Raw genomic sequence first — 19,312 nt, forward strand, 5'->3', positions numbered from 1 at the left:
GCCGCCGCGTCCTGGATTAATCGCCGGCCAGCGCCAGCCCGCCCATGGCCGGGTCGCTGACCGAATCCTTGCCCGTTTCCACGCGCCCGGCAAAGCGCCGCACGTAGCCGGGCAGTTCCGTCACGCGCACGCTGAAGTCGTACCAGTTGCCGCAATCGCACAGCGGCCAGGCTTGCTCCGACAGCGCACCGGCCGCCACCGTGACGCTCCAGGCCGGCGCGTCGAGATAGGCGTTGGCCTTGAGCACGAAGGTGGCCGCCACGCTGCCATTGTTGCGCAATGTGGCCGACACGCCGCCGTTGGCAATGTCGTAGCACACCTGGATTTCCGGCTGCGGCCCCTGGCGCGAGGCGCTGCCGCTGAAGTGGCGGTGAAAGCCGTTCGGTCCCAGCACCCACAGGTCGTACCTGCCCTGCTGGTCGCCCAGCGCCCACACCCCGTTCAAGTCCTTGTTCGCTTCCACCGTGTAGCGCCGTGGCGGAGTCTGTAACTGGTTCTGGTCGTACACATGGAATACCGCCGCCGCTGCGCCCGTGTTGGAAAACAGCAGCTCGACGTCCACCGTGTCGGGATGCACGCGCGCACTCACGTGCAGCTCGTACGGCAAGGCGCGCGATGGCCGCGTTCCCGTCGCCTGGGTCGGCAGTTCCGGCAAGGGCGGCAAGTCCGGGGTGGTGGTGGCGCCCAGCGCGCGCGCGCGCGCGGCCAGGGCCTTGGTGTCCGGCAAGACGCTGGAAAAAGCCGCGCCGTCCGGATCCTTGAAGTTGAATGCACTCATCAGGTCGCCGCAAACGGCCCGGCGCCACGGGGTGATGCTCGGTTCCATCACGCCGAAGCGCGTTTCGATGAAGCGGATCACGGAAGTGTGGTCAAACACTTGTGAGTTGACCCAGCCACCCTTGCTCCACGGCGAAATCACATACATCGGCACGCGCGGACCCAGGCCGTAGGGGCGGTGCATGAGCGCGGGCGCTTCCATCGTTTCGGTGGTGGCGAACTCGTGGTATTCGCCCACGGTGCTGACGGTGGAAGCGCCAGCGAGCACGGCTTGCCTCGCATCGCTGTGCCATTGCACGTACGATGGCGCGGCAGGCGGCGGCACGTGATCGAAAAAGCCATCGTTTTCGTCGAACATCAGCAACAGCACGGTCTTGCTCCAGACCTCGGTGTTCGAGGTCAGTGCGTCCAGCACGGCCGCCGTGTACTCGGCGCCCTGCGCCGGGCTCGATGGCCCGGGATGCTCCGAGCCTTCGGCGGTGGCAACGATGAACGACACTTGCGGCAGCTTGTCGGCCTGCACGTCGAGTTTCAGCTGGTCCAGGTCGCGCGTGCTCATGCCCCGTTCGCGCAACTGCGGATCGGAGCCGGGCACGTTGGCGAAGGCATCGCGGAAGCGCCTGAAGCCGGCCAGCGGATTGTCGGTGAAGTTGTCGGCCATGTTCTGGTACACCTGCCAGCGTATGCCGGCCGCCTGCAGCCGCTCCGGATAAGTGATCCAGGCGTAGCCGCCGCTGGGATCGTGCTCGACGCTGTCGTAGCTGTTGCCGATCACCGGGCCGTTACCCTGCTTGAGCGGGTCATTGGCGCCGGTCCAGGCAAACACGCGGTTCGGATTGGTGCCACCCTGGAACGCGCTGTGATAGGCGTCGCAAATCGTAAACGCGTTGGCCAGCGCGAACTGGAAAGGAATATCGGCTTCCTTGTAGTACCCCATCGAATGGTTTTGCTTGTGCGCCGGCCAGTTGGCCAGGATGCCGTGGTTCCACGCGTACTGCGCGTTCGGCCAGCTGTGCGGCGTGCCGGCCACCCGCATCGCATTGAAGCTTTGCTGGGTATTTAAGTGGAAGGGCGCGATCACGCGCGGCGCCGCCGCCACGCTGTCGTTGAGCTGGTACCAGACCCGGTGCTTGCCCATCGCGGCCGATGCCGGCAGCGGGATCGGGAAACGGTCGCCGAAACCGCGCACCCCTTTCAGGGTGCCGAAATAATGGTCGAAGGAACGGTTTTCCTGCATCAGGATGACGATGTGCTCGACATCCCTGATGGTGCCGGTGCGGTTGTTGGCCGCGACCGCGAGGGCCCTGCCTATCGCGGGCGGAAACATGGAGAGCGCCGCAGCGCTGCCGCCGATGCGGGCGGCCTTGCGCAAGAACGCGCGTCTGCTGTTGGGTGTGATCGTCATGGTCGGTAAAGCCTATCGGGTGACGCGGGGGAAATCCGCGCTCATGGGGCGCAGCGCATGCTGGCGGACTTGGCGCTGCAGGCGCGCGAAGGGTCGGCGGCGCCAGGCGCGGGCGCGGGATTGTGCGCTACCGGCGTGGACGGGGCCGGGTCGTCGTTGCCGCAGGCGACCAGGCTGGCGCCCATCAGCGCGGCAAACAGGATGCGCGCAGCCAGCGGCATCGAACGGGGTCTTGGCGTGTAGTACAACATGAGCATGTCTTTCCTGGAAAATCATCTGGATCACAATCTATCGGACAAGCATAAAAGATAATATTGCCCTAATGTTACGACAAAGTGACCTCCGGGTGACTGCGCAATGACACATTATTTCCAGATATCCATTTTGGGCGCGCGCCGGCCTGTTGCTTTTCAGGCGGACCGCAGCGATTTCCGCCGCCACCGGCATCCAGTCATTGACTCTCCAGTTTCTATAAAGTAATCTTTTTCATCGATATGTCATTTCCGGCCTGACAGCGGCGCCGATGCCGCTTTGCCGTCAAGCCGCCGGCGGCTGGCCGCGCTCACCCGCGCAAGGCACACCGGCAAGCCCGCAGCGATGCCGGCGCAATCGCTTTCTGTCGCCAGCCAGCCCCGGTGGCTTTCCAACAGCATCACGGAGCGCGGCACCGATGCCGCTCTCGCAGACTGCACGTAAAGGATGTTGCCATGAGTATTCCCTTTCTTGAATCGATGAGCATCGCCAGGAAGCTCGCCACCCTGATCATCAGCAGCATCGTCGGCATCGCGATGCTGACCGCCCTGTTCCTGGTATCCGAAAGGCGCCTCATCCTGGAGGAACGCGAAAACAATGTGCGCCAGGCTGTCGAAACCGCGCACGGGGTCGTCGCCTACTATCACGGCCTGGCCGAAAAAGGCGGCATGACCCAGGCCGAGGCGCAGAAAAACGCCCTGGCCGCCATCAAGGTGCTGCGCTACAGCAAGACCGAATACTTCTGGGTCCAGGACCAGACGCCCGTGGTGCTGATGCATCCGATCAAGCCGGCGCTCGACAACACCAACGTCAGCGCCAACACGGACCCGACCGGCAAACACCTCTTCGTCGAATTCGCCGACATCGTCAAGGCCAGCGGCGCCGGCTTCTCGTTCTACATGTGGCCCAAGCCGGGCAGCGACGATCCGGTCCAGAAAGTGTCCTACGTCAAGGGCTTCGCGCCCTGGGGCTGGATCGTCGGCTCGGGCGTGTACATCGATACCGTCGACACCGCCATCCGCGCGCGCCTGCTCACCTTTTCGCTGGGCGCACTGGCGCTGGCCGGGCTGCTGCTCGCGCTCGGCCTGGTGATCGGGCGCGGCCTGCTGCGCCAGCTCGGCGGCGAGCCTGGCTATGCGGCCGGCATCGCACGCAGCATCGCCGAAGGCGATCTGAGCATTAATATCGACCTCAAGCACGACGATACCAGCAGCCTGCTGCACGGCATCCGCACCATGCGCGACGACCTGGCCAAGATTGTCATGCAGGTGCGCATGGGCACCGATACCATCGCCACCGCGTCGAGCCAGATCGCGTCCGGCAACCTCGACCTGTCCTCGCGCACCGAGCAGCAAGCCAGTTCGCTGGAAGAAACCGCAGCCTCGATGGAAGAGCTGACCGGCACCGTCAAGCAAAACTCGGACAATGCGCGCCAGGCCAACCAGCTGGCCGCCACCGCCTCCGAGGTGGCCATGAAGGGCGGCGTGGTGGTGGCCCAGGTGGTCGACACCATGGCCTCGATCAACGACTCGTCGCGCAAAATCGTCGACATCATCAGCGTCATCGATGGCATCGCCTTCCAGACCAATATCCTGGCGCTGAACGCGGCGGTGGAAGCGGCGCGCGCCGGCGAACAGGGCCGCGGTTTTGCCGTGGTCGCCTCGGAAGTGCGCAACCTGGCCCAGCGCAGCGCCGCGGCCGCCAAGGAAATCAAGGCGCTGATCGGCGACTCGGTCGAGAAGGTATCGGTCGGCAACAAGCTGGTGGCCGACGCCGGCGGCACCATGGACAATGTGGTGGCCAGCGTGCGCCGCGTGACCGATATCATGGCCGAGATTTCGGCCGCCAGCCACGAGCAGAGCGCCGGCATCGCCCAGGTTAACCAGGCCATCGCCCAGATGGATGCGGCGACCCAGCAGAATGCCGCGCTGGTCGAGCAAGCCGCCGCCGCCGCCGAGAGCATGCAGGAGCAGGCCGCGCGCCTGTCGCAGGTGATCGGCGTGTTCCGCCTGGACGGCATGGGCGGCAGCGGCGCCCCGGGACGCGCGCCACGCCAGGGACGGCTGAGCTGAAGCGCCACGCCGGGCGCCTGTCAATACAGCGCGCCCGCGCTCCGGCTCGCCTGACGGCATGGGGACGACACGCCTTTTAAACGGCGCCCCCGTCCCCATGTGGGTAAGACTGCGCTGCCCAAGCAGAGGCCGCGCCGCCCCCCTACCGTCCCAAGGCACCGATCATGATTCCCTTTTCCGTACTCGACCTGTCCCCGATCACCCAAGGCAGCAACGCGCGCGTCTCGTTCCAGAACACGCTCGACCTGGCGCAGCATGCCGAACGCTGGGGCTTCCAGCGCTACTGGCTGGCCGAACACCACGGCATGCCGGGCATCGCCAGCGCCGCCACCGCCGTGCTGCTGGGCTATGTGGCTGGCGGCACCACCACCATCCGGGTCGGCGCCGGCGGCGTGATGCTGCCGAACCACTCGCCGCTGGTCATCGCCGAGCAGTTCGGCACGCTCGAATCGCTGTATCCCGGCCGCATCGACCTGGGCCTGGGGCGCGCTCCCGGCTCGGACCAGGCCACCGCGCGCGCCATGCGCCGCAACCTGCAATCGGACGCCGACGCATTCCCGCAAGACGTGGCCGAGCTGATGGATTACTTTGCCGAGACCGCGCGCCGCCCGGTCATGGCCGTGCCGGGCGCGGGCCTGAAGGTGCCGGTCTGGATCCTCGGGTCGAGCCTGTTCGGCGCCCAGCTGGCCGCCCACCTGGGCTTGCCGTACGCCTTCGCCTCGCACTTCGCCCCGGCCCAGATGATGCAGGCGGTGGAGGTGTACCGCGCCCAGTTCCGCCCGTCGGCCCAGCTCGACAAGCCCTACGTGATGCTCGGCTTTAACGTGTTCGCCGCCGATACCGACGACCAGGCCGCGCTGCTGGCCACCTCGATGCAGCAAGCGTTCGTGAACTTGCGCAGCGGCCGTCCGGGACGCCTGCAGCCGCCGCTGTCCGGCTACCTCGACGCCCTGGGCCCGCAGGAACGCGCCATGCTCGACCAGGTTCTGTCGTGCTCGGCCATCGGCGCGCCGGACACGGTCGCGCGCCAGCTGCGCCAGTTCATCGAGCGCACCGGCGCCGACGAGCTGATGATCACCTCGCAAGTGTTCGACCACCAGGCTCGCCTGCATTCCTACGAGATCGTCGGCCAGATCCATGCCGCCGCGCACGCGATGGCCTGAAATCGCCTATATTCTTATCCTTTTTCCCATCCACGCCTCATACAGGAGCATAGACCCATGAACAGCACAAGCTCGCCAGCCCCCATGGTCGACCTCGGCATTGCCGACGCCGACCGCAAGCAGATCGTCGAAGGCCTGTCGCGCCTGCTCGCCGACAGCTACACCCTGTACCTGAAGACCCACCAGTACCACTGGAACGTCACCGGTCCCATGTTCCAGACCCTGCACACCATGTTCATGACCCTGTACAACGAGCAGTGGCTGGCGGTCGACCTGATCGCCGAGCGCATCCGCGCGCTGGGTGAGCTGGCGCCCGGTTCCTACCAGCAGTTCGCCGCCCTGACCACGATCAAGCCGACCAGCGGCACACCCAACGCCAAGGACATGATCCGCGACCTGATGGAAGGCCAGGCCAGCGTGGTGCGCACCGCGCGCGCCCTGTTCACAGTGGCCGAGCAAGCCAACGACCAGCCTACCTGCGACCTGCTGACCCAGCGCATGCAAACGCACGAAAAATACGCCTGGATGCTGCGCAGCCTGCTGGAAGACTGATCGCCCGGCGCCGCCCGTGGCCACGTGCCCGGCCGGCGCCCGCCTGTTGCCAAACATCGCATCAAGCGCACGCGCCGTCCCGATGCTGCATCGCAGCATGCTAGTATTGAGCAATCAATCACTTTCCCCGGGCCGGCAGATGAAACGTGTGATCTTCAACCAGAAGGGTGGCGTCGGCAAGTCGACGATCGCGGTCAACCTGGCGGCCATCGCGGCCCAGCAGGGCAAGAAAACCCTGCTGATCGACATCGATCCGCAATGCAACGCCAGCCGCTACCTGCTCGGCGCGGCCATGAACGAGGTGACGCCGACCATGGGCGCCTACTTCGAGCAAATGCTCAACTTCATCGTCTTTCCCAAACCGGCCAGCGAGTTCGTGCACCCCACGCCGTTCGAGAATCTATCAGTCATGGTGTCGCACCCGGAACTGGGCGACCTGCAAGCCAAGCTCGAATCGCGCCACAAGATCTACAAGCTGCGCGACACCCTGGCCGAGCTGGCCAGGGACTTCGACGAGATTTTCGTCGACACCCCGCCCGCCTACAACTTCTTCACCCAGTCGGCGCTGATCGCCGCCGAGCGCTGCCTGATTCCTTTCGACTGCGACGATTTTTCGCGCCAGGCGCTGTACACCCTGGTGGCCAACGTGGCCGAGATCAAGGCCGACCACAACCCCGCGCTCGAGATCGAAGGCATCATCGTCAACCAGTTCCAGGCGCGCGCCCGGCTGCCGCAGCGCCTGGTGGACGAACTGAGCGCGGAAGGCTTGCCGGTGCTCGGCAACAAGCTGTCGAGTTCGATCCGCATCCGCGAATCGCACGACCGCAACCTGCCCATGATCCACCTCGACCCGCGCCACAAGCTGAGCCAGGAAATGCTGGCCCTGTACCACGAACTGCAAGCCGCATGAAAAGCTGCTGGACGACGCCGCAACGGCATCTGTGCCACACTGCCAGGATTGCTTCTTTCCCAACACTGGAGTCCACATGAATGTATTGATGGTATTGACCTCGCACGATCAACTGGGCGACACCGGTCACAAGACCGGCTTCTGGCTCGAAGAATTCGCGGCGCCGTACTACGTGCTCAAGGACAAGGGCGTCAGCGTCGTGCTGGCCTCGCCGGCCGGCGGCCAGCCGCCGCTCGACCCCAAGAGCGATGAGCCCGATGCGCAAACCGACGCCACGCGCCGCTTCAAGCAAGACCCGGCGGCGCAAGCGGCCCTGGCCGCCACGCTCAAGCTGGCCGATATCAAGGCCGCCGCATTCGACGCCGTGTTCTATCCGGGCGGCCATGGTCCCCTGTGGGACTTGGCCGAAGACAAGCAGTCGATCAGCCTGATCGAAACCATGATCGCCGCCGGCAAGCCGGTCGCCGCCGTCTGCCACGCCCCCGGCGTGCTGCGCCATGTCAAGGGTGCGGACGGCAAGCCGCTGGTCGCCGGCAAGCGCGTCACCGGTTTCACCAACACCGAAGAAGAAGCGGTCGGCCTGACCAAGGTGGTGCCGTTCCTGGTGGAAGACATGCTCAAGGAACACGGCGGCATCTATTCCAAAGGCCCGGACTGGGCCTCGTACGTGCTGACCGACGGCTTGCTGGTCACCGGCCAGAATCCGGCCTCGTCGGAAGCGGGCGCCGCAGCCCTGCTCAAGCTGCTGTAAAGTCCCCCCTGCCGCGTGGCGCGCACCGGTTTCGCGCCACGGCGGCACACATCTTTGATCAAGCGCAAACACGCGCCGCCGAAACGCCCGCGCGTCACATGACGGCGAACCTCGCCCCGGGCGCACGGTCAAACTCCCATTATCCACACGGGAGAACACCATGATGATGTATCGATCCATGTTTCCTGGCGATGTCTTTGGCGAGATGGACCGCCTTCAGCGCGACATCGAGCAAGCCTTCGACCTGGGACCCAGCATCCGCGGCCTGGGCCGTGGCGGCTTCCCCGCGCTCAACGTCGGCAGCACGCCGCACAGCGTGGAGATGGTCGCGTTTGTCCCCGGGCTCGACCCGGCCTCGATCGAGGTGCAGCTCGAACAAGGGGTACTGACCATCGCCGGCGAGCGTGCCGACGACTTGTCGAGCGCGCAGCAGCACGCCACGGTACATATCAACGAGCGCTTCGCGGGCCGCTTCAAGCGGGTTGTCAGCCTGCCTGAGGACATCGATCCCGACTCGGTGGCGGCACACTACCGCGACGGCGTCCTGCACGTCAGCGTGGCGCGCCGCGAGGCAAGCCAGCCGCGCCGCATTTCAGTGCACTGACCGGGAGGGCAGCATGACAACCAGGGAAAACGAACACGGCGGCACGGCGGGAGCTGGCGGCCAGGCAGGCAATCCGGCACCCATGGGCGATCCGGCCGATGCAGGGATCGCCGGCAGTACGGGCGGCATCGGCAATGCCGGCGCTGACGGCAGCGGCACTAGTGGCGCAGGCGGCGAGGCAGGCGGCGAAGCGATGAGCGGATCGGGCGTAGGCGGCGGTGCGGCCGGTGGTTCTGCCAGCACTGGCAGCGGCCAGGGCAATGCGGCGATGGCAGACGGAACCCGTAGCGGTCAAGGCGCTGCGGCCATGGAAGATGGCAACGCTAGCGCCCAGGGCAGTGCGGGAGCGGGCGCCGGCGCGCTGGCCCAATCCCCCTCCACCGGCCAGACCGGCGGCACCGCCCTCGCCCGCAGCGGCGTCCTGATACCGCCGGTGGACGTGATCGAAGACGCCAACGGCATCACGCTGCTGGCCGACATACCCGGCGTCTCCCGGGACCAGCTCGACCTGCGCCTCGAAACGAACAGCCTCACCATCAATGGCAGCGTGTCGCTCGACGTGCCGCCGGAGATGGAATCGCGCTACGCCGAGGTCAAGCACCAGCACTACCAGCGCAGCTTCGCACTGTCCAGGGAGCTCGACGGCGAGCAGGCGAGCGCCGAGCTGAACCATGGCGTGCTCAAGATCCGCATCCCCAAGGCCGCGCACGCCCAGCCGCGCAGGGTTCAGATCAAGGTCGCCTAGCGCGTCGCCTAGCGCGTCGCCTGGCGCGTCGCCTGGCGCCTCGCCTAGCGCCAGCGCACGGGCGCAGGCCAGCAATGCATGCTGGCCTGGCGACCCCGGATCGGATCCGGTCCGGGCGGCGTGCGTGCGTTCCGTTCAGTGACGTATCCCCTCATCGCGCGGCATGCAATGCACGCCGCTGTACGTACGCGCCCCATCCATGTATTATCCGGCGCGGCACCCGCCCATGGGTGGGACGACTGGTCAAAACAACTATAACGAAAGAGAACTCATGAAAATCAAGATGCTCGTCATCGCAAGCGCCTTGCTTGCCAACGCCGCGATTGCCGGTGATGCCGACTTCACGCTGGTCAACAAGACCGGCTATCCGATCCGCTCAGTCCACATCGCGCCAGCCAAAAGCAAAACCTGGGGTAACGACCGTTTGGGCGAGGGCATTCTGTCACCCAACAAAGCGCGTCTGATCAAATTTTCAAGCAAGGCGCACTGCCTGCAAAGCCTGAGCATCACCTTCGACGACGATGGTTCGGAAGTCGAGTGGGATGACTTCGATTTGTGCGAGCTGAACAAGATCACGCTCAAATACAACCGCAAGACCGGCGACGTCTCGGCTGACGAAGAGTAAGCTTTTCCCCACGCCCTGCCAGCGGCCCTTGTCGACGACGGGGTTCGCGGGCAGCCCCTGTCGACGACGGGGTTCGCGGGCGGCCCCGGCCGCACCCTGTGCGGCCCGTTCCCTACGGGTGGCCGACCACCGACGCGCTGGCCATCAACTCGTCGATCAGCGCCAGCGAATTCTTGCCGGACATGGCATGCGGATTCAGCCCCGGCAAATCGGAAAAACGCAGCAGCGTCGATGGATTGATGCGCGCCAGGTTCGCCTTGCCCATGGTCCAGCCGGCATAGCGGCGCTCATTGATTTCTTCGTAGTGCAGCAGCACCACATCGGTGTGGCGCGGATCGCGCACGATTTTCGCGTACAGCGCGTTGATCGCCTCGCGCCCGCCTTCGAGCACTTGCATGTACACCTGCTCGCTGTGGCACAGGATGCCCGTGATGCCCTGGGCGGGATTGTGCGCGTGCGACTGGCACATGATGTCGTGGATCGTATCGGGCTGCGGCACCGCGACGGCGCGGCTGGCGTACAGGAGACGGACGAGCATGGTGGATTCTCCGAAAATTCAGCGTTTAATCAGGGACAAGAACTCGCGCCGCAGCGCCGGATCTTTCAAAAACGAGCCGTGCATGACGCTGTTGATCATTTTCGCATCCATATCCTTCACGCCGCGCCACTGCATGCAAAAATGGTCCGCTTCCATCACCACGGCCAGGCCATCCGGCTGCATCTTTTCCTGCAGCAGGTCGGCCAGCTGCACCACCGCTTCTTCCTGGATTTGCGGACGGCTCATGATCCAGTTGGCGATGCGCGCATATTTCGACAGCCCGATCAGGGCCGAATGCTCGTTCGGCATCACGCCGATCCAGACCTTGCCGATCACCGGGCACAGATGGTGCGAACAGGCGCTGCGCACCGTGATCGGGCCGATGATCATCAGCTCGTTCAAATGCGAGGCATTCGGAAATTCGGTCACCGGCGGCATCGGCACATAGCGCCCGCCGAACACTTCGTTAATGAACATCTTGGCCACGCGGCGCCCGGTATCCTGGGTATTGTGGTCGCTGACGGTATCGATCACCAGGCTTTCGAGCACGCCTTGCAGCTTGGCGCTGACTTCATCGAGCAGCTCGTCGAGTTCGCCCGGCTCGATGAAACGCGCGATATTGTCGTTGGCGTGGAAGCGCGTCTTGCTGGCGACCAGGCGCTCGCGGATGCGCTCCGACACCGTCACGGTGCTCGGTTGGTATTCGGTAGTCAATCCGTTCGACATGCTCAGTTCCTGTGAAAGATGATAAAAAGTGCGGTCCGGCTCACGCCAGTCCATCCGGCAGCGGCAAGCCCTCGGCCCGCGCCAGCCGTTCCAGTGCGTTTTCCAGCAGGGTGCGCGCCTGTGCCGCCGCCTGGCCCAACTCCTGGTGCAAGGCGGCATCGCCCGGATTGCGCGATCCGCACTGCGCGCTGTAGCGCTCGAAGCTGCCGATCATCATCAGGATATCGGCCAGATGGCGCGGACACTCGCACATCACGCTATTGCTGGCCGCCGCCAGGGCCGCGAGCGCCTGGTCGTCCAGGCGGCGCGCCGCCAGCGCTTCGCCGCACCGCGGCACCGCGGCCCTGGCCGCTGCCGCAAGGTGCGCGCGCCGCGCCGGAAAGGCCACCTGGCACAGCAATGCCACCTCGGCCATGTCGGACGGCGCGCGCGCCACCAGGCAGCCCAGGGCGCGCAAATGGCGGATCGTGGCGCTGGCGCAAAAACGGTACAGTACCACCACCGCCGGCGTGCCGCACGCCAGGCGCACGGCGGCCACCTGCGGCAAGGCCGAATCGTCCAGCTCGGACAATTCGATCAGCAGCACATCGGCGGCCACGCCGCGCAAGGCGCTGGCCGCCTCATCGAGGCGGGCGCAGGATTGGCGCACCTCGAGCGCGAGCCGCTCGCGGCCAGCGGCGGCCAGCTGGCGCGCCAGTCCGGCGCCCACCACCGCCACCCGGATCGGGCCGCTGGCCCCGGTGTCGGGTACCAAGGGCTCGGCCAGATGCTGGAGCTGGTCGAGCGGCAGGCGCGCCATGGCGCCGATCGGATGGCCCTGGTCGACCAATTGCTTGATCAGACTCAGCCGGCGCACCTGGGCGCTCGAATACAAACGCTGGCCGCGCGCCGAGCGTTGCGGCTCGGACACGCCATAGCGGCGCTCCCACACCCGCAAGGTTTCGACGGGCAAGCCCGCCAGACGCGCGGCCACGCCGCTGCGGTAAGCGCCAGTCTCGTCGGATCGCACCGTATCGTGCTCGGTGGAAGGTGTATTCATGGCGTCATTCTTCCTGTTGAACCGCTTATGAACCGTGAAAAAGCAATTATACCGCTTCAAATCATGGACAGCAGGAAGTGCCCCAAAAAGCCCTGGCGGCAAGAAAAAGTGGTGGCGGCGCAGCCATCTGACGTATATTTACTCCGTTGCACTCCGGAATAACCTAACCATTGAGGACGACCCCGATGAAAAACATGTTGATGACCTGCGCCCTGCTGGCGTTCACCAGTGCCGCCTTCGCCGCGCCCGAAGCAGCGGCGCCGGCGCCCAAGTCGGCCCAGCAAAACAAGATGGTGACCTGCAACGCCGACGCCAGCGGCAAGAAAGGCGACGAGCGCAAGACCTTCATGAAGGAATGCCTGAGCGCCAAACCAGCGGCCCCGGCCGCCACGCCCCAGCAAAACAAGATGAAGACCTGCAACGCCGAAGCCACCGGCAAAAAAGGCGACGAGCGCAAAGCCTTCATGAAAACCTGCCTGAGCGCCCCGAAATAAGTCTCTGCGCCCGGTGCCAGGCCTGGCACCGCGACGACACTCCCGTCCGCCTGGCTGCCAGCGCCGCCGGATCAAAATAATTTTCCACAAGACTGCACTTTTTTTCGGCACGGCTGTCCAACACGATTGGCGGATGCGCGACGCGCTCTGCCCCCTCTCCCGCAGGGAGGCCGTGTGACGATGCTAGCTGCCTTACCCGACTCCATCCCCGAGGTCACGATCGACGCCTTGCTGGAGCATATCGTCCTGATCGACCAGCGCGGCACCATCTTGTCGGCCAACAAGGCATGGCGCGACTTTGCCCAGGCCAACGGCGGCGATCCGGCCCGTGTCTGCGAAGGCATCAATTACCTCGACGTGTGCGACCGCGCCGCCTCGGACGGCTGCGCCGACGCCGCCCAGGTCGGCCTGCTGCTGCGCGACACCCTGGCCGGGCGGCGCCGCAGCGCCACCTTCGACTATCCCTGCGACGCCCCCGGCCAGCAGCGCTGGTTCTCGCTCAAGATCACCGCGCTCGACCATGCCGGGGCGCCGGCCGTGGTGCTGGTGCATGACAACATCACCGAACTGAAAATCTGCGAACAACAGATCCAGTTCCAGGCCAGCCTGCTGGCCTCGGTCGAGCAAGCCGTCATCGCCACCGACCTGGCCGGCTCCATCCTGTACTGGAACCCTTTCGCCGAAAAGCTCTACGGCTGGCCGGCCGCCGACGCGCTGGGACGCAACATCGTCGAGCTGGTCCCGGCCGAAAACTGCACCGAGCGGGCCGCCCAGATCATGGCACGGCTGCAAGCCGGCGGCAGCTGGTCGGGCGAATTCCTGGTGCGCCACCGCAACGGCCGCACCTTCCCCATGCACGTGACCGATTCGCCGATCCGCGACGGGCAGGGCCGCCTGATCGGCATCATCGGCATTTCCACCGACATCAGCGAATGGAAAAAGACCGAGCGTGCGCTGAACCTGTCGGCCATGGTGTACGAGGCGATCGGCGAAGCGATCATGATCACCGAGCCCAACGGCCGCATCGTGGCCGTCAATCCCGCCTTTATCCGCCTGAGCGGCTACACCGAACAGGAATTGATCGGCCGGCCGGCCAGCATGCTGCTGGCCGGCGCGCTGGGCCAGGTCCACAACGGCGACATGCTGCAGCGCCTGGAAAAGGCGGGCCATGCGCAGGGCAAGGTGTGGGCGCGCCACAAGAACGGCGACGAATGCGCCGAATGGCTGCGCGTGGACACCATTTACGACGAGCGCGGCCAGGTCAAGTTCCGCGTGAACATGTTTTCCGGCATCACCGACCAGAAACTGGCCGAAGACACCATCTGGCGCCAGGCCAACTTCGATTTCCTGACCGGCTTGCCCAACCGCAGCATGTTCCATGACCGCCTCGAACACGAACTGCGCAAATCGCGCCGCTCCGGCCTGCCGCTGGCGCTGATGTTCATCGACATCGACCACTTCAAGGAAGTCAACGATACCCTCGGCCACGATAGCGGCGACAAGCTGCTGCGCGAAGTGGCCGCGCGCCTGTCGGCCTGCATCCGCCAGGCCGACACCGTGGCGCGCCTGGGCGGCGACGAATTCACCGTCATCCTCGGCGAGCTCGACGACCTCGACAGCGTCGAGCGGGTGGCCCACGCCATGCTGGCCGCGCTGGCCGAACCGTTCGCCATCAAGGCCGAAACCGTGTACCTGTCCGGCAGCATCGGCATCACCCTGTTCCCGCACGACGCCACCGACGTCGACACCCTGCTCAAGAATGCCGACCAGGCCATGTACGCGGCCAAGAACCGCGGGCGCAACCAGTTCGGCTACTTCATGCAATCGATGCAGCGTGCCGCGCAGAAAAAGATGCGCACCCTGAACGACCTGCGCGCCGCGCTCGCGCAGGACCAGCTGCGCGTGCTGTACCAGCCCATCGTCGACCTCGCCAGCGGACGCATCCGCAAGGCCGAAGCCCTGCTGCGCTGGCAGCATCCGCAGCGCGGCCCGGTCAGCCCGGCCGAATTCATTCCGCTGGCAGAGGAATCGGGCCTGATCGTCGGCATCGGCGACTGGGTATTCCAGCAAGCCTTCCACCAGGCCATGCGCTGGCGCGGCAGCATCGATCCCGACTTCCAGATCAGCGTCAACATGTCGCCGGCCCAGTTCCGGCGCCACGCGCCCGGCGCCAGCCACGCCAGCCATCCGCCGCACGTGCGCGCCCATCCGGTGCTGGGGCGCTACGTCGGCACCGAAATCGTGGTCGAAATCACCGAAGGCATGCTCATGGAATCGACCTGCAGCATCCGCGAACAGCTGCTCTCGTTCCGCGAAAGCGGCATCCAGATGTCGATCGACGACTTCGGCACCGGCTATTCCTCCCTCTCCTACCTGAAAAAATTCCACATCGATTATCTCAAGATCGACCAATCCTTCGTCCTCAAGATGGTGGCCGGCTCGGACGACCTGGCCTTGTGCGAAGCCATCGTCGTCATGGGCCACAAGCTCGGCATCAAAGTCATTGCCGAAGGCGTCGAAACGCAGGAACAGCGCGACCTGCTGACCGCCGCCGGCTGCGATTTCGGCCAGGGCTATCTGTTTTCCCGGCCGCTGAGCGCGCCCCAGTTCGACCTTTTGCTGCGCGGGCGCGATCGCGGCGCCTGAGGCGCACCACTATGGATGCGCCGCCGTGGTGCACGGGTCCTGGGCGGCGGCGCGCGCGTGGCCGTATTTCCCCATGAAATCAAGCGCTTGGCCGCCCGCACCAAAATGGAACGATTATTGCTTTCTTTAAGGGCAGTAGCACTTTCATGCACCTTTATCGGGAATCGTCCAATGAACGGAACCAACCACGCCGCCGACGCGCTTTTCATCTTGCTCGGCGCCATCATGATCCTGGCGATGCACGCCGGCTTCGCCTTCCTGGAACTGGGAACGGTCAGGAAAAAGAACCAGGTCAACGCCCTGGTCAAGATCCTGGCCGACTTCGCCGTCTCCACGATTGCCTATTTTTTCATCGGCTACGGCATTTCCTACGGCGTCGACTTTTTCGCCAGCGCCGACGTGCTGGCGGCACGCAACGGCTACGAGCTGGTCAAATTCTTCTTCCTGCTCACCTTCGCCGCCGCGATTCCCGCCATCATTTCGGGCGGCATCGCCGAGCGCGCCAAGTTCCATCCCCAGCTGATCGCCACCGCCTTGCTGGTCGGCTTCATCTACCCGCTGTTCGAGGGCATCGCCTGGAACCAGCGCTTCGGCATCCAGGCCGCGCTCAAGGCCGCCTTCGGCGCCGAGTTCCACGACTTCGCCGGTTCGGTCGTGGTGCACGCCGTGGGCGGCTGGATCGCCCTGCCCGCCGTACTGCTGCTCGGTGCGCGGCGCGGGCGCTACGGGCGCAACGGCGCCATCGCCGCCCATCCGCCCTCCTCGATTCCCTTTCTCGCGCTGGGCGCCTGGATTTTGGCGGTGGGCTGGTTCGGCTTTAACGTCATGAGCGCGCAAACGCTCGACAAGATGAACGGCCTGGTCGCCGTCAACTCGCTCATGGCCATGGTCGGCGGCACCCTGGCCGCGCTGGTGCTCGGCAAGAACGATCCGGGCTTTACCTACAACGGTCCGCTGGCCGGACTGGTGGCCGTGTGCGCCGGTTCCGACCTGATGCACCCGCTCGGCGCGCTCGCCACCGGCGCCATCGCCGGGGCGATTTTCGTGGCCATGTTCACCCTCACCCAAAACCGCTGGAAGATCGACGACGTGCTCGGCGTGTGGCCGCTGCACGGCCTGTGCGGCACCTGGGGCGGCATCGCGGCCGGCGTGTTCGGCCTGAAAAGCCTGGGCGGCCTCGGTGGCGTGTCGTTCGCCTCGCAACTGGCGGGCACCGTGCTCGGCGTGGCCATCGCGCTGGCCGGCGGCTACCTCGTGTATGGCGTGCTGAAAAAGACCATGGGCTTGCGGCTCGATCCGGAACAGGAATTCCAGGGCGCCGATTTGTCGATCCACCACATTTCATCGACCCCGGAGCGCGAATCGAACTGGTAGCGCGCACATGGGGGAGAACCTTGCAACATTAGCCATTGCAAACTAAAATCAGGCGAGCATGCACACACCCTCCCTCACGCCTTACCCGGATCCAGCAATCAATGAAGAAACCCTCTGCGCCGCAAGAATCGAACTCGCCTGAGCCGCGCCTGTACCGTGTGGTGGCCACCCGGATTCAAGAACTCATTCGCGACGAGAGTATCAAGGCTGGCGAGCGCCTGCCGGCCGAGCGCGACCTGGCCGCCAAGCTGAGCGTGAGCCGGGCCTCGCTGCGCGAAGCGCTGATCGTGCTCGAACTGAGCGGCATCGTGGAAGTGCGCGGCGGCTCCGGCGTGTACGTGAGCGAGCAGGCCACGGCGCAGGCCGATGTGCCCGAGGTCGGGCCTGGGCCGTTCGAGGTGCTGGCCGCGCGCCGCATGATCGAATCCGAAGTGGCGGCGCTGGCGGCCAAGATGGCCACCGATTCGGCGATTGACGCGATCTTGACGGCGGTGCTGGAGATGGAGCACCACCATGAGGACCGGGCCAGCAACGAGCAGGCCGACCGCAATTTCCATCTGGCGATTGCACGCGCCACCGGGAACACCGCGCTGGTGGGCGTGGTCGATTATCTGTGGAACCAGCGCGGCAGTTTGTGGCACAAGCTCAAGGAGCATTTCCAGACCGAGGATTTGCGCGTGACCACCTTGACCGATCACCGCAAGATCCTGGAAGCAATTGCTTCGCATGATGTGGCTGGCGCGCGCCAGGCCATGCGCGCGCACCTGGAGCGGGTGACGCGGACGTTCTCAAGAGGATAATCGACCGGGGCGTTGCCCCGCCCCTGCGCACCCCGGCAGTACCACGACATCGATTTCCCACCACCCGTCGTTCCTGGCACTGCCAGAAACGACTTCCCTCGAAGGCCTAGGCGCCCCCGCGGCAACACAAGTTTTTACCGAAGCTACCGACGGCTCAACGAGCTTGGGGGGAACGCATGCGTTCCCGCCGAGTGCCGCCTTGGCGCGGGAAGCCGTTTCTGCCAATGGCAGGAACGACGTGGCATTTGGCAAGCCCACCTTGATTAATTGGTCAGGCCAAACTAGAATTGACCTAACCATAAAAGCAATTCAATCAGGAGACTCGCCGTGCCAGCACCATCCCGGTTCCCGCAACCAAAGCTGCTGCTTTCCTCCATCGCGATCGCGGTGCTGACCCTGATGAACCAGGCCTGCGCCCAGCAGGCCGACGCCGCCATGGCGCGGGTCGACGTCACCGGCTCCTCCATCAAGCGCCTGGCCAGCGAAAACGCCCTGCCGCTGACCACCATCAAAGCCGAAGAACTGGTCAGCCGCGGCCTGACCACGATGTCCGAAGTGGCCACCTCGCTCACCGCCGGCTCCACCAACGAAGCGGTCGGCGGCGGTGGCGGCGGCACCATGATCAATATGCGTGGCCTGAACACCAACCGCACCCTGGTCCTGCTCAACGGCCGCCGCCTCGCCAACGAAGCCATCGGCGACAGCGCGATCAACGTCGACGTCATCCCGATGAGCGCCATCGAACGGGTCGAAGTGCTGCGCGACGGCGCCTCGGCCATCTACGGCACCGACGCCATCGCCGGCGTGATCAACTTCATCACCAAGCGCGCGATCTCCGACACCAGCGTCAGCGCCAGCATCGTGGCACCCGAGCGCAGCGGCGGCGGCGGCCAGCGGCGCTTCAGTCTGACCACCGGCAGCGGCGACCTGGCCAAGGATGGCTGTAACGTCTACGCCGCCTTCGACACCCAGAAACGCAGCGCCCTGATGCAGCGCGAGCGCCCCAACATCAGCGCTCCGGACGACATCGCCCGCCTGGGCGGCACCGCCTTCACCAGCAACACCTCCGGCTCGTCCTCGTCGCCGGCCAACTACACCGTCTACGCCAACGGCAAGCCGACCAGCGTCACCGGCACCCCCTACTTTGGCGCCGGCTGCGTCGCCCCCTACCCGGGCCAGTACACCGTGCCCTCGACCAAGCCAAGCGGCGCCGGCAGCAAGTCCTGCGTGCTCGACCCGAACCTGTACCCGCAACTGCTGGCCGAGAACAAGCAAACCACTTTACTTACCAAGGGCAGCCTGCGCCACGGCGACGGCAACATGCTCACGGTCGAGCTGCTCAGTTCCGAGTCCTACATCGACGCCTTGAATCCGCCCAGCCCTTCGGCGCCCAGACCGACTACGACAAGCTCAATCCCGGCCTGCGCAAGCCGCTCATGATCACCAGGAAGAGCAAATGGTACCCGGGCGGCGCCGGCGGCGTGCCCGCCGTGGCCGGCCTGAACGGCGCCGACCTGGCCCTGACCTGGAGCCTTGACGAACTCGGCGCCGCTATCACCGACGACCGCCAGAACAGCCACCGCCTGGTGCTCACCGAAGAAGGCCAGTTCAAGGGCTGGGACTACAAGGCCGGCTTTAACTACGCCTACAGCAAGCGCAGCGTCAGCTTCCTGAGTGGCTATGTGCGCACGCCCGAACTGTACAAAGGCGTGGCCGACGGCGTGCTCAACCCGTTCGGCCAGCAGGACCAGGCCGGCAAAGCCTATTTGGACAGCATCTCCGCCGACGGCCTGGTCAACCGCCGCGCCGAAGTCCACTACTACGGCCCCGACCTGACCA

The 19,312-nt window shown here is 65.4% G+C and carries 18 protein-coding genes and 1 pseudogene; 14 read left to right on the forward strand and 5 right to left on the reverse strand.

The window, feature by feature from the left end:
- Window positions 1-16: 16 nt before the first annotated feature.
- Both PO883_RS18975 and PO883_RS18980 read right to left on the reverse strand, forming a co-directional pair.
- Entirely contained in the window at window positions 17-2,182 is a 2,166-nt protein-coding gene (locus PO883_RS18975) for a phosphocholine-specific phospholipase C (protein ID WP_289311140.1), read from the reverse strand.
- A 41-nt stretch (window positions 2,183-2,223) separates the two neighbouring features.
- Entirely contained in the window at window positions 2,224-2,439 is a 216-nt protein-coding gene (locus PO883_RS18980) for a hypothetical protein (RefSeq protein WP_167088921.1), read from the reverse strand.
- Between the two features lie 450 nt (window positions 2,440-2,889).
- Here PO883_RS18980 and PO883_RS18985 point away from each other — a divergent pair, with 450 nt between their 5' ends.
- The 8 genes from PO883_RS18985 (at window position 2,890) to PO883_RS19020 (ending at window position 9,856) form a co-directional block, all read left to right on the forward strand.
- A complete protein-coding gene (locus PO883_RS18985) occupies window positions 2,890-4,506 on the forward strand; it encodes a methyl-accepting chemotaxis protein (protein ID WP_289311141.1) in 1,617 nt (538 codons plus the stop codon).
- A 164-nt stretch (window positions 4,507-4,670) separates the two neighbouring features.
- The gene (locus PO883_RS18990) at window positions 4,671-5,669 is read left to right on the forward strand and encodes an LLM class flavin-dependent oxidoreductase (RefSeq protein WP_289311142.1); all 999 of its coding nucleotides are present in this window, start codon (window positions 4,671-4,673) and stop codon (window positions 5,667-5,669) included.
- Between the two features lie 57 nt (window positions 5,670-5,726).
- On the forward strand, window positions 5,727-6,221 hold the full coding sequence (locus PO883_RS18995; protein WP_289311143.1) for a Dps family protein: 495 nt from the start codon (window positions 5,727-5,729) through the stop codon (window positions 6,219-6,221).
- A 139-nt stretch (window positions 6,222-6,360) separates the two neighbouring features.
- Window positions 6,361-7,131, forward strand: a complete 771-nt coding sequence (locus PO883_RS19000) for a ParA family protein (protein WP_289311144.1) — start codon at window positions 6,361-6,363, stop codon at window positions 7,129-7,131.
- 76 nt (window positions 7,132-7,207) lie between these two features.
- A complete protein-coding gene (locus PO883_RS19005) occupies window positions 7,208-7,882 on the forward strand; it encodes a type 1 glutamine amidotransferase domain-containing protein (RefSeq protein ID WP_289311145.1) in 675 nt (224 codons plus the stop codon).
- A 166-nt stretch (window positions 7,883-8,048) separates the two neighbouring features.
- Window positions 8,049-8,486, forward strand: coding sequence for an Hsp20/alpha crystallin family protein (locus tag PO883_RS19010; RefSeq protein ID WP_289311153.1), 438 nt, complete (start codon window positions 8,049-8,051; stop codon window positions 8,484-8,486).
- A gap of 13 nt (window positions 8,487-8,499) precedes the next feature.
- Window positions 8,500-9,231, forward strand: coding sequence for an Hsp20/alpha crystallin family protein (locus PO883_RS19015; protein ID WP_289311146.1), 732 nt, complete (start codon window positions 8,500-8,502; stop codon window positions 9,229-9,231).
- 271 nt (window positions 9,232-9,502) lie between these two features.
- Complete coding sequence (locus PO883_RS19020) at window positions 9,503-9,856, forward strand: hypothetical protein (RefSeq protein ID WP_289311147.1); 354 nt, start codon at window positions 9,503-9,505, stop codon at window positions 9,854-9,856.
- Between the two features lie 112 nt (window positions 9,857-9,968).
- Here the strand turns inward: PO883_RS19020 and PO883_RS19025 are convergent, their stop codons facing one another.
- Genes PO883_RS19025 through PO883_RS19035 form a run of 3 tightly spaced genes read right to left on the reverse strand, consistent with a single transcriptional unit; the run spans window position 9,969 to window position 12,159 of the window.
- The gene (locus tag PO883_RS19025; protein ID WP_289311148.1) at window positions 9,969-10,394 is read right to left on the reverse strand and encodes a BLUF domain-containing protein; all 426 of its coding nucleotides are present in this window, start codon (window positions 10,392-10,394) and stop codon (window positions 9,969-9,971) included.
- An 18-nt stretch (window positions 10,395-10,412) separates the two neighbouring features.
- Window positions 10,413-11,120: a GTP cyclohydrolase I gene (gene folE / locus PO883_RS19030; protein ID WP_054266098.1), complete on the reverse strand. Its 708-nt coding sequence runs from the start codon at window positions 11,118-11,120 to the stop codon at window positions 10,413-10,415.
- Window positions 11,121-11,160: 40 nt separating this feature from the next.
- On the reverse strand, window positions 11,161-12,159 hold the full coding sequence (locus tag PO883_RS19035; RefSeq protein WP_289311149.1) for a MerR family transcriptional regulator: 999 nt from the start codon (window positions 12,157-12,159) through the stop codon (window positions 11,161-11,163).
- Between the two features lie 185 nt (window positions 12,160-12,344).
- Here PO883_RS19035 and PO883_RS19040 point away from each other — a divergent pair, with 185 nt between their 5' ends.
- The 6 genes and pseudogenes from PO883_RS19040 to PO883_RS19065 form a co-directional block, all read left to right on the forward strand.
- On the forward strand, window positions 12,345-12,653 hold the full coding sequence (locus PO883_RS19040) for a PsiF family protein (protein WP_167088929.1): 309 nt from the start codon (window positions 12,345-12,347) through the stop codon (window positions 12,651-12,653).
- Window positions 12,654-12,833: 180 nt separating this feature from the next.
- Complete coding sequence (locus PO883_RS19045) at window positions 12,834-15,299, forward strand: EAL domain-containing protein (protein ID WP_289311154.1); 2,466 nt, start codon at window positions 12,834-12,836, stop codon at window positions 15,297-15,299.
- A gap of 171 nt (window positions 15,300-15,470) precedes the next feature.
- Window positions 15,471-16,673, forward strand: coding sequence for an ammonium transporter (locus tag PO883_RS19050; RefSeq protein WP_289311150.1), 1,203 nt, complete (start codon window positions 15,471-15,473; stop codon window positions 16,671-16,673).
- Between the two features lie 101 nt (window positions 16,674-16,774).
- On the forward strand, window positions 16,775-17,473 hold the full coding sequence (locus PO883_RS19055; protein WP_167088932.1) for a FadR/GntR family transcriptional regulator: 699 nt from the start codon (window positions 16,775-16,777) through the stop codon (window positions 17,471-17,473).
- A gap of 327 nt (window positions 17,474-17,800) precedes the next feature.
- A complete protein-coding gene (locus PO883_RS19060; protein WP_289311151.1) occupies window positions 17,801-18,913 on the forward strand; it encodes a TonB-dependent receptor plug domain-containing protein in 1,113 nt (370 codons plus the stop codon).
- Window positions 18,910-19,312, forward strand: a pseudogene (locus tag PO883_RS19065) (TonB-dependent receptor); the annotation flags it as partial. The gene PO883_RS19060 and the pseudogene PO883_RS19065, both read left to right, overlap by 4 nt.

This window comes from Massilia sp. DJPM01 (assembly GCF_030348125.1).
GTDB lineage: Bacteria > Pseudomonadota > Gammaproteobacteria > Burkholderiales > Burkholderiaceae_D > Telluria_A > Telluria_A frigida.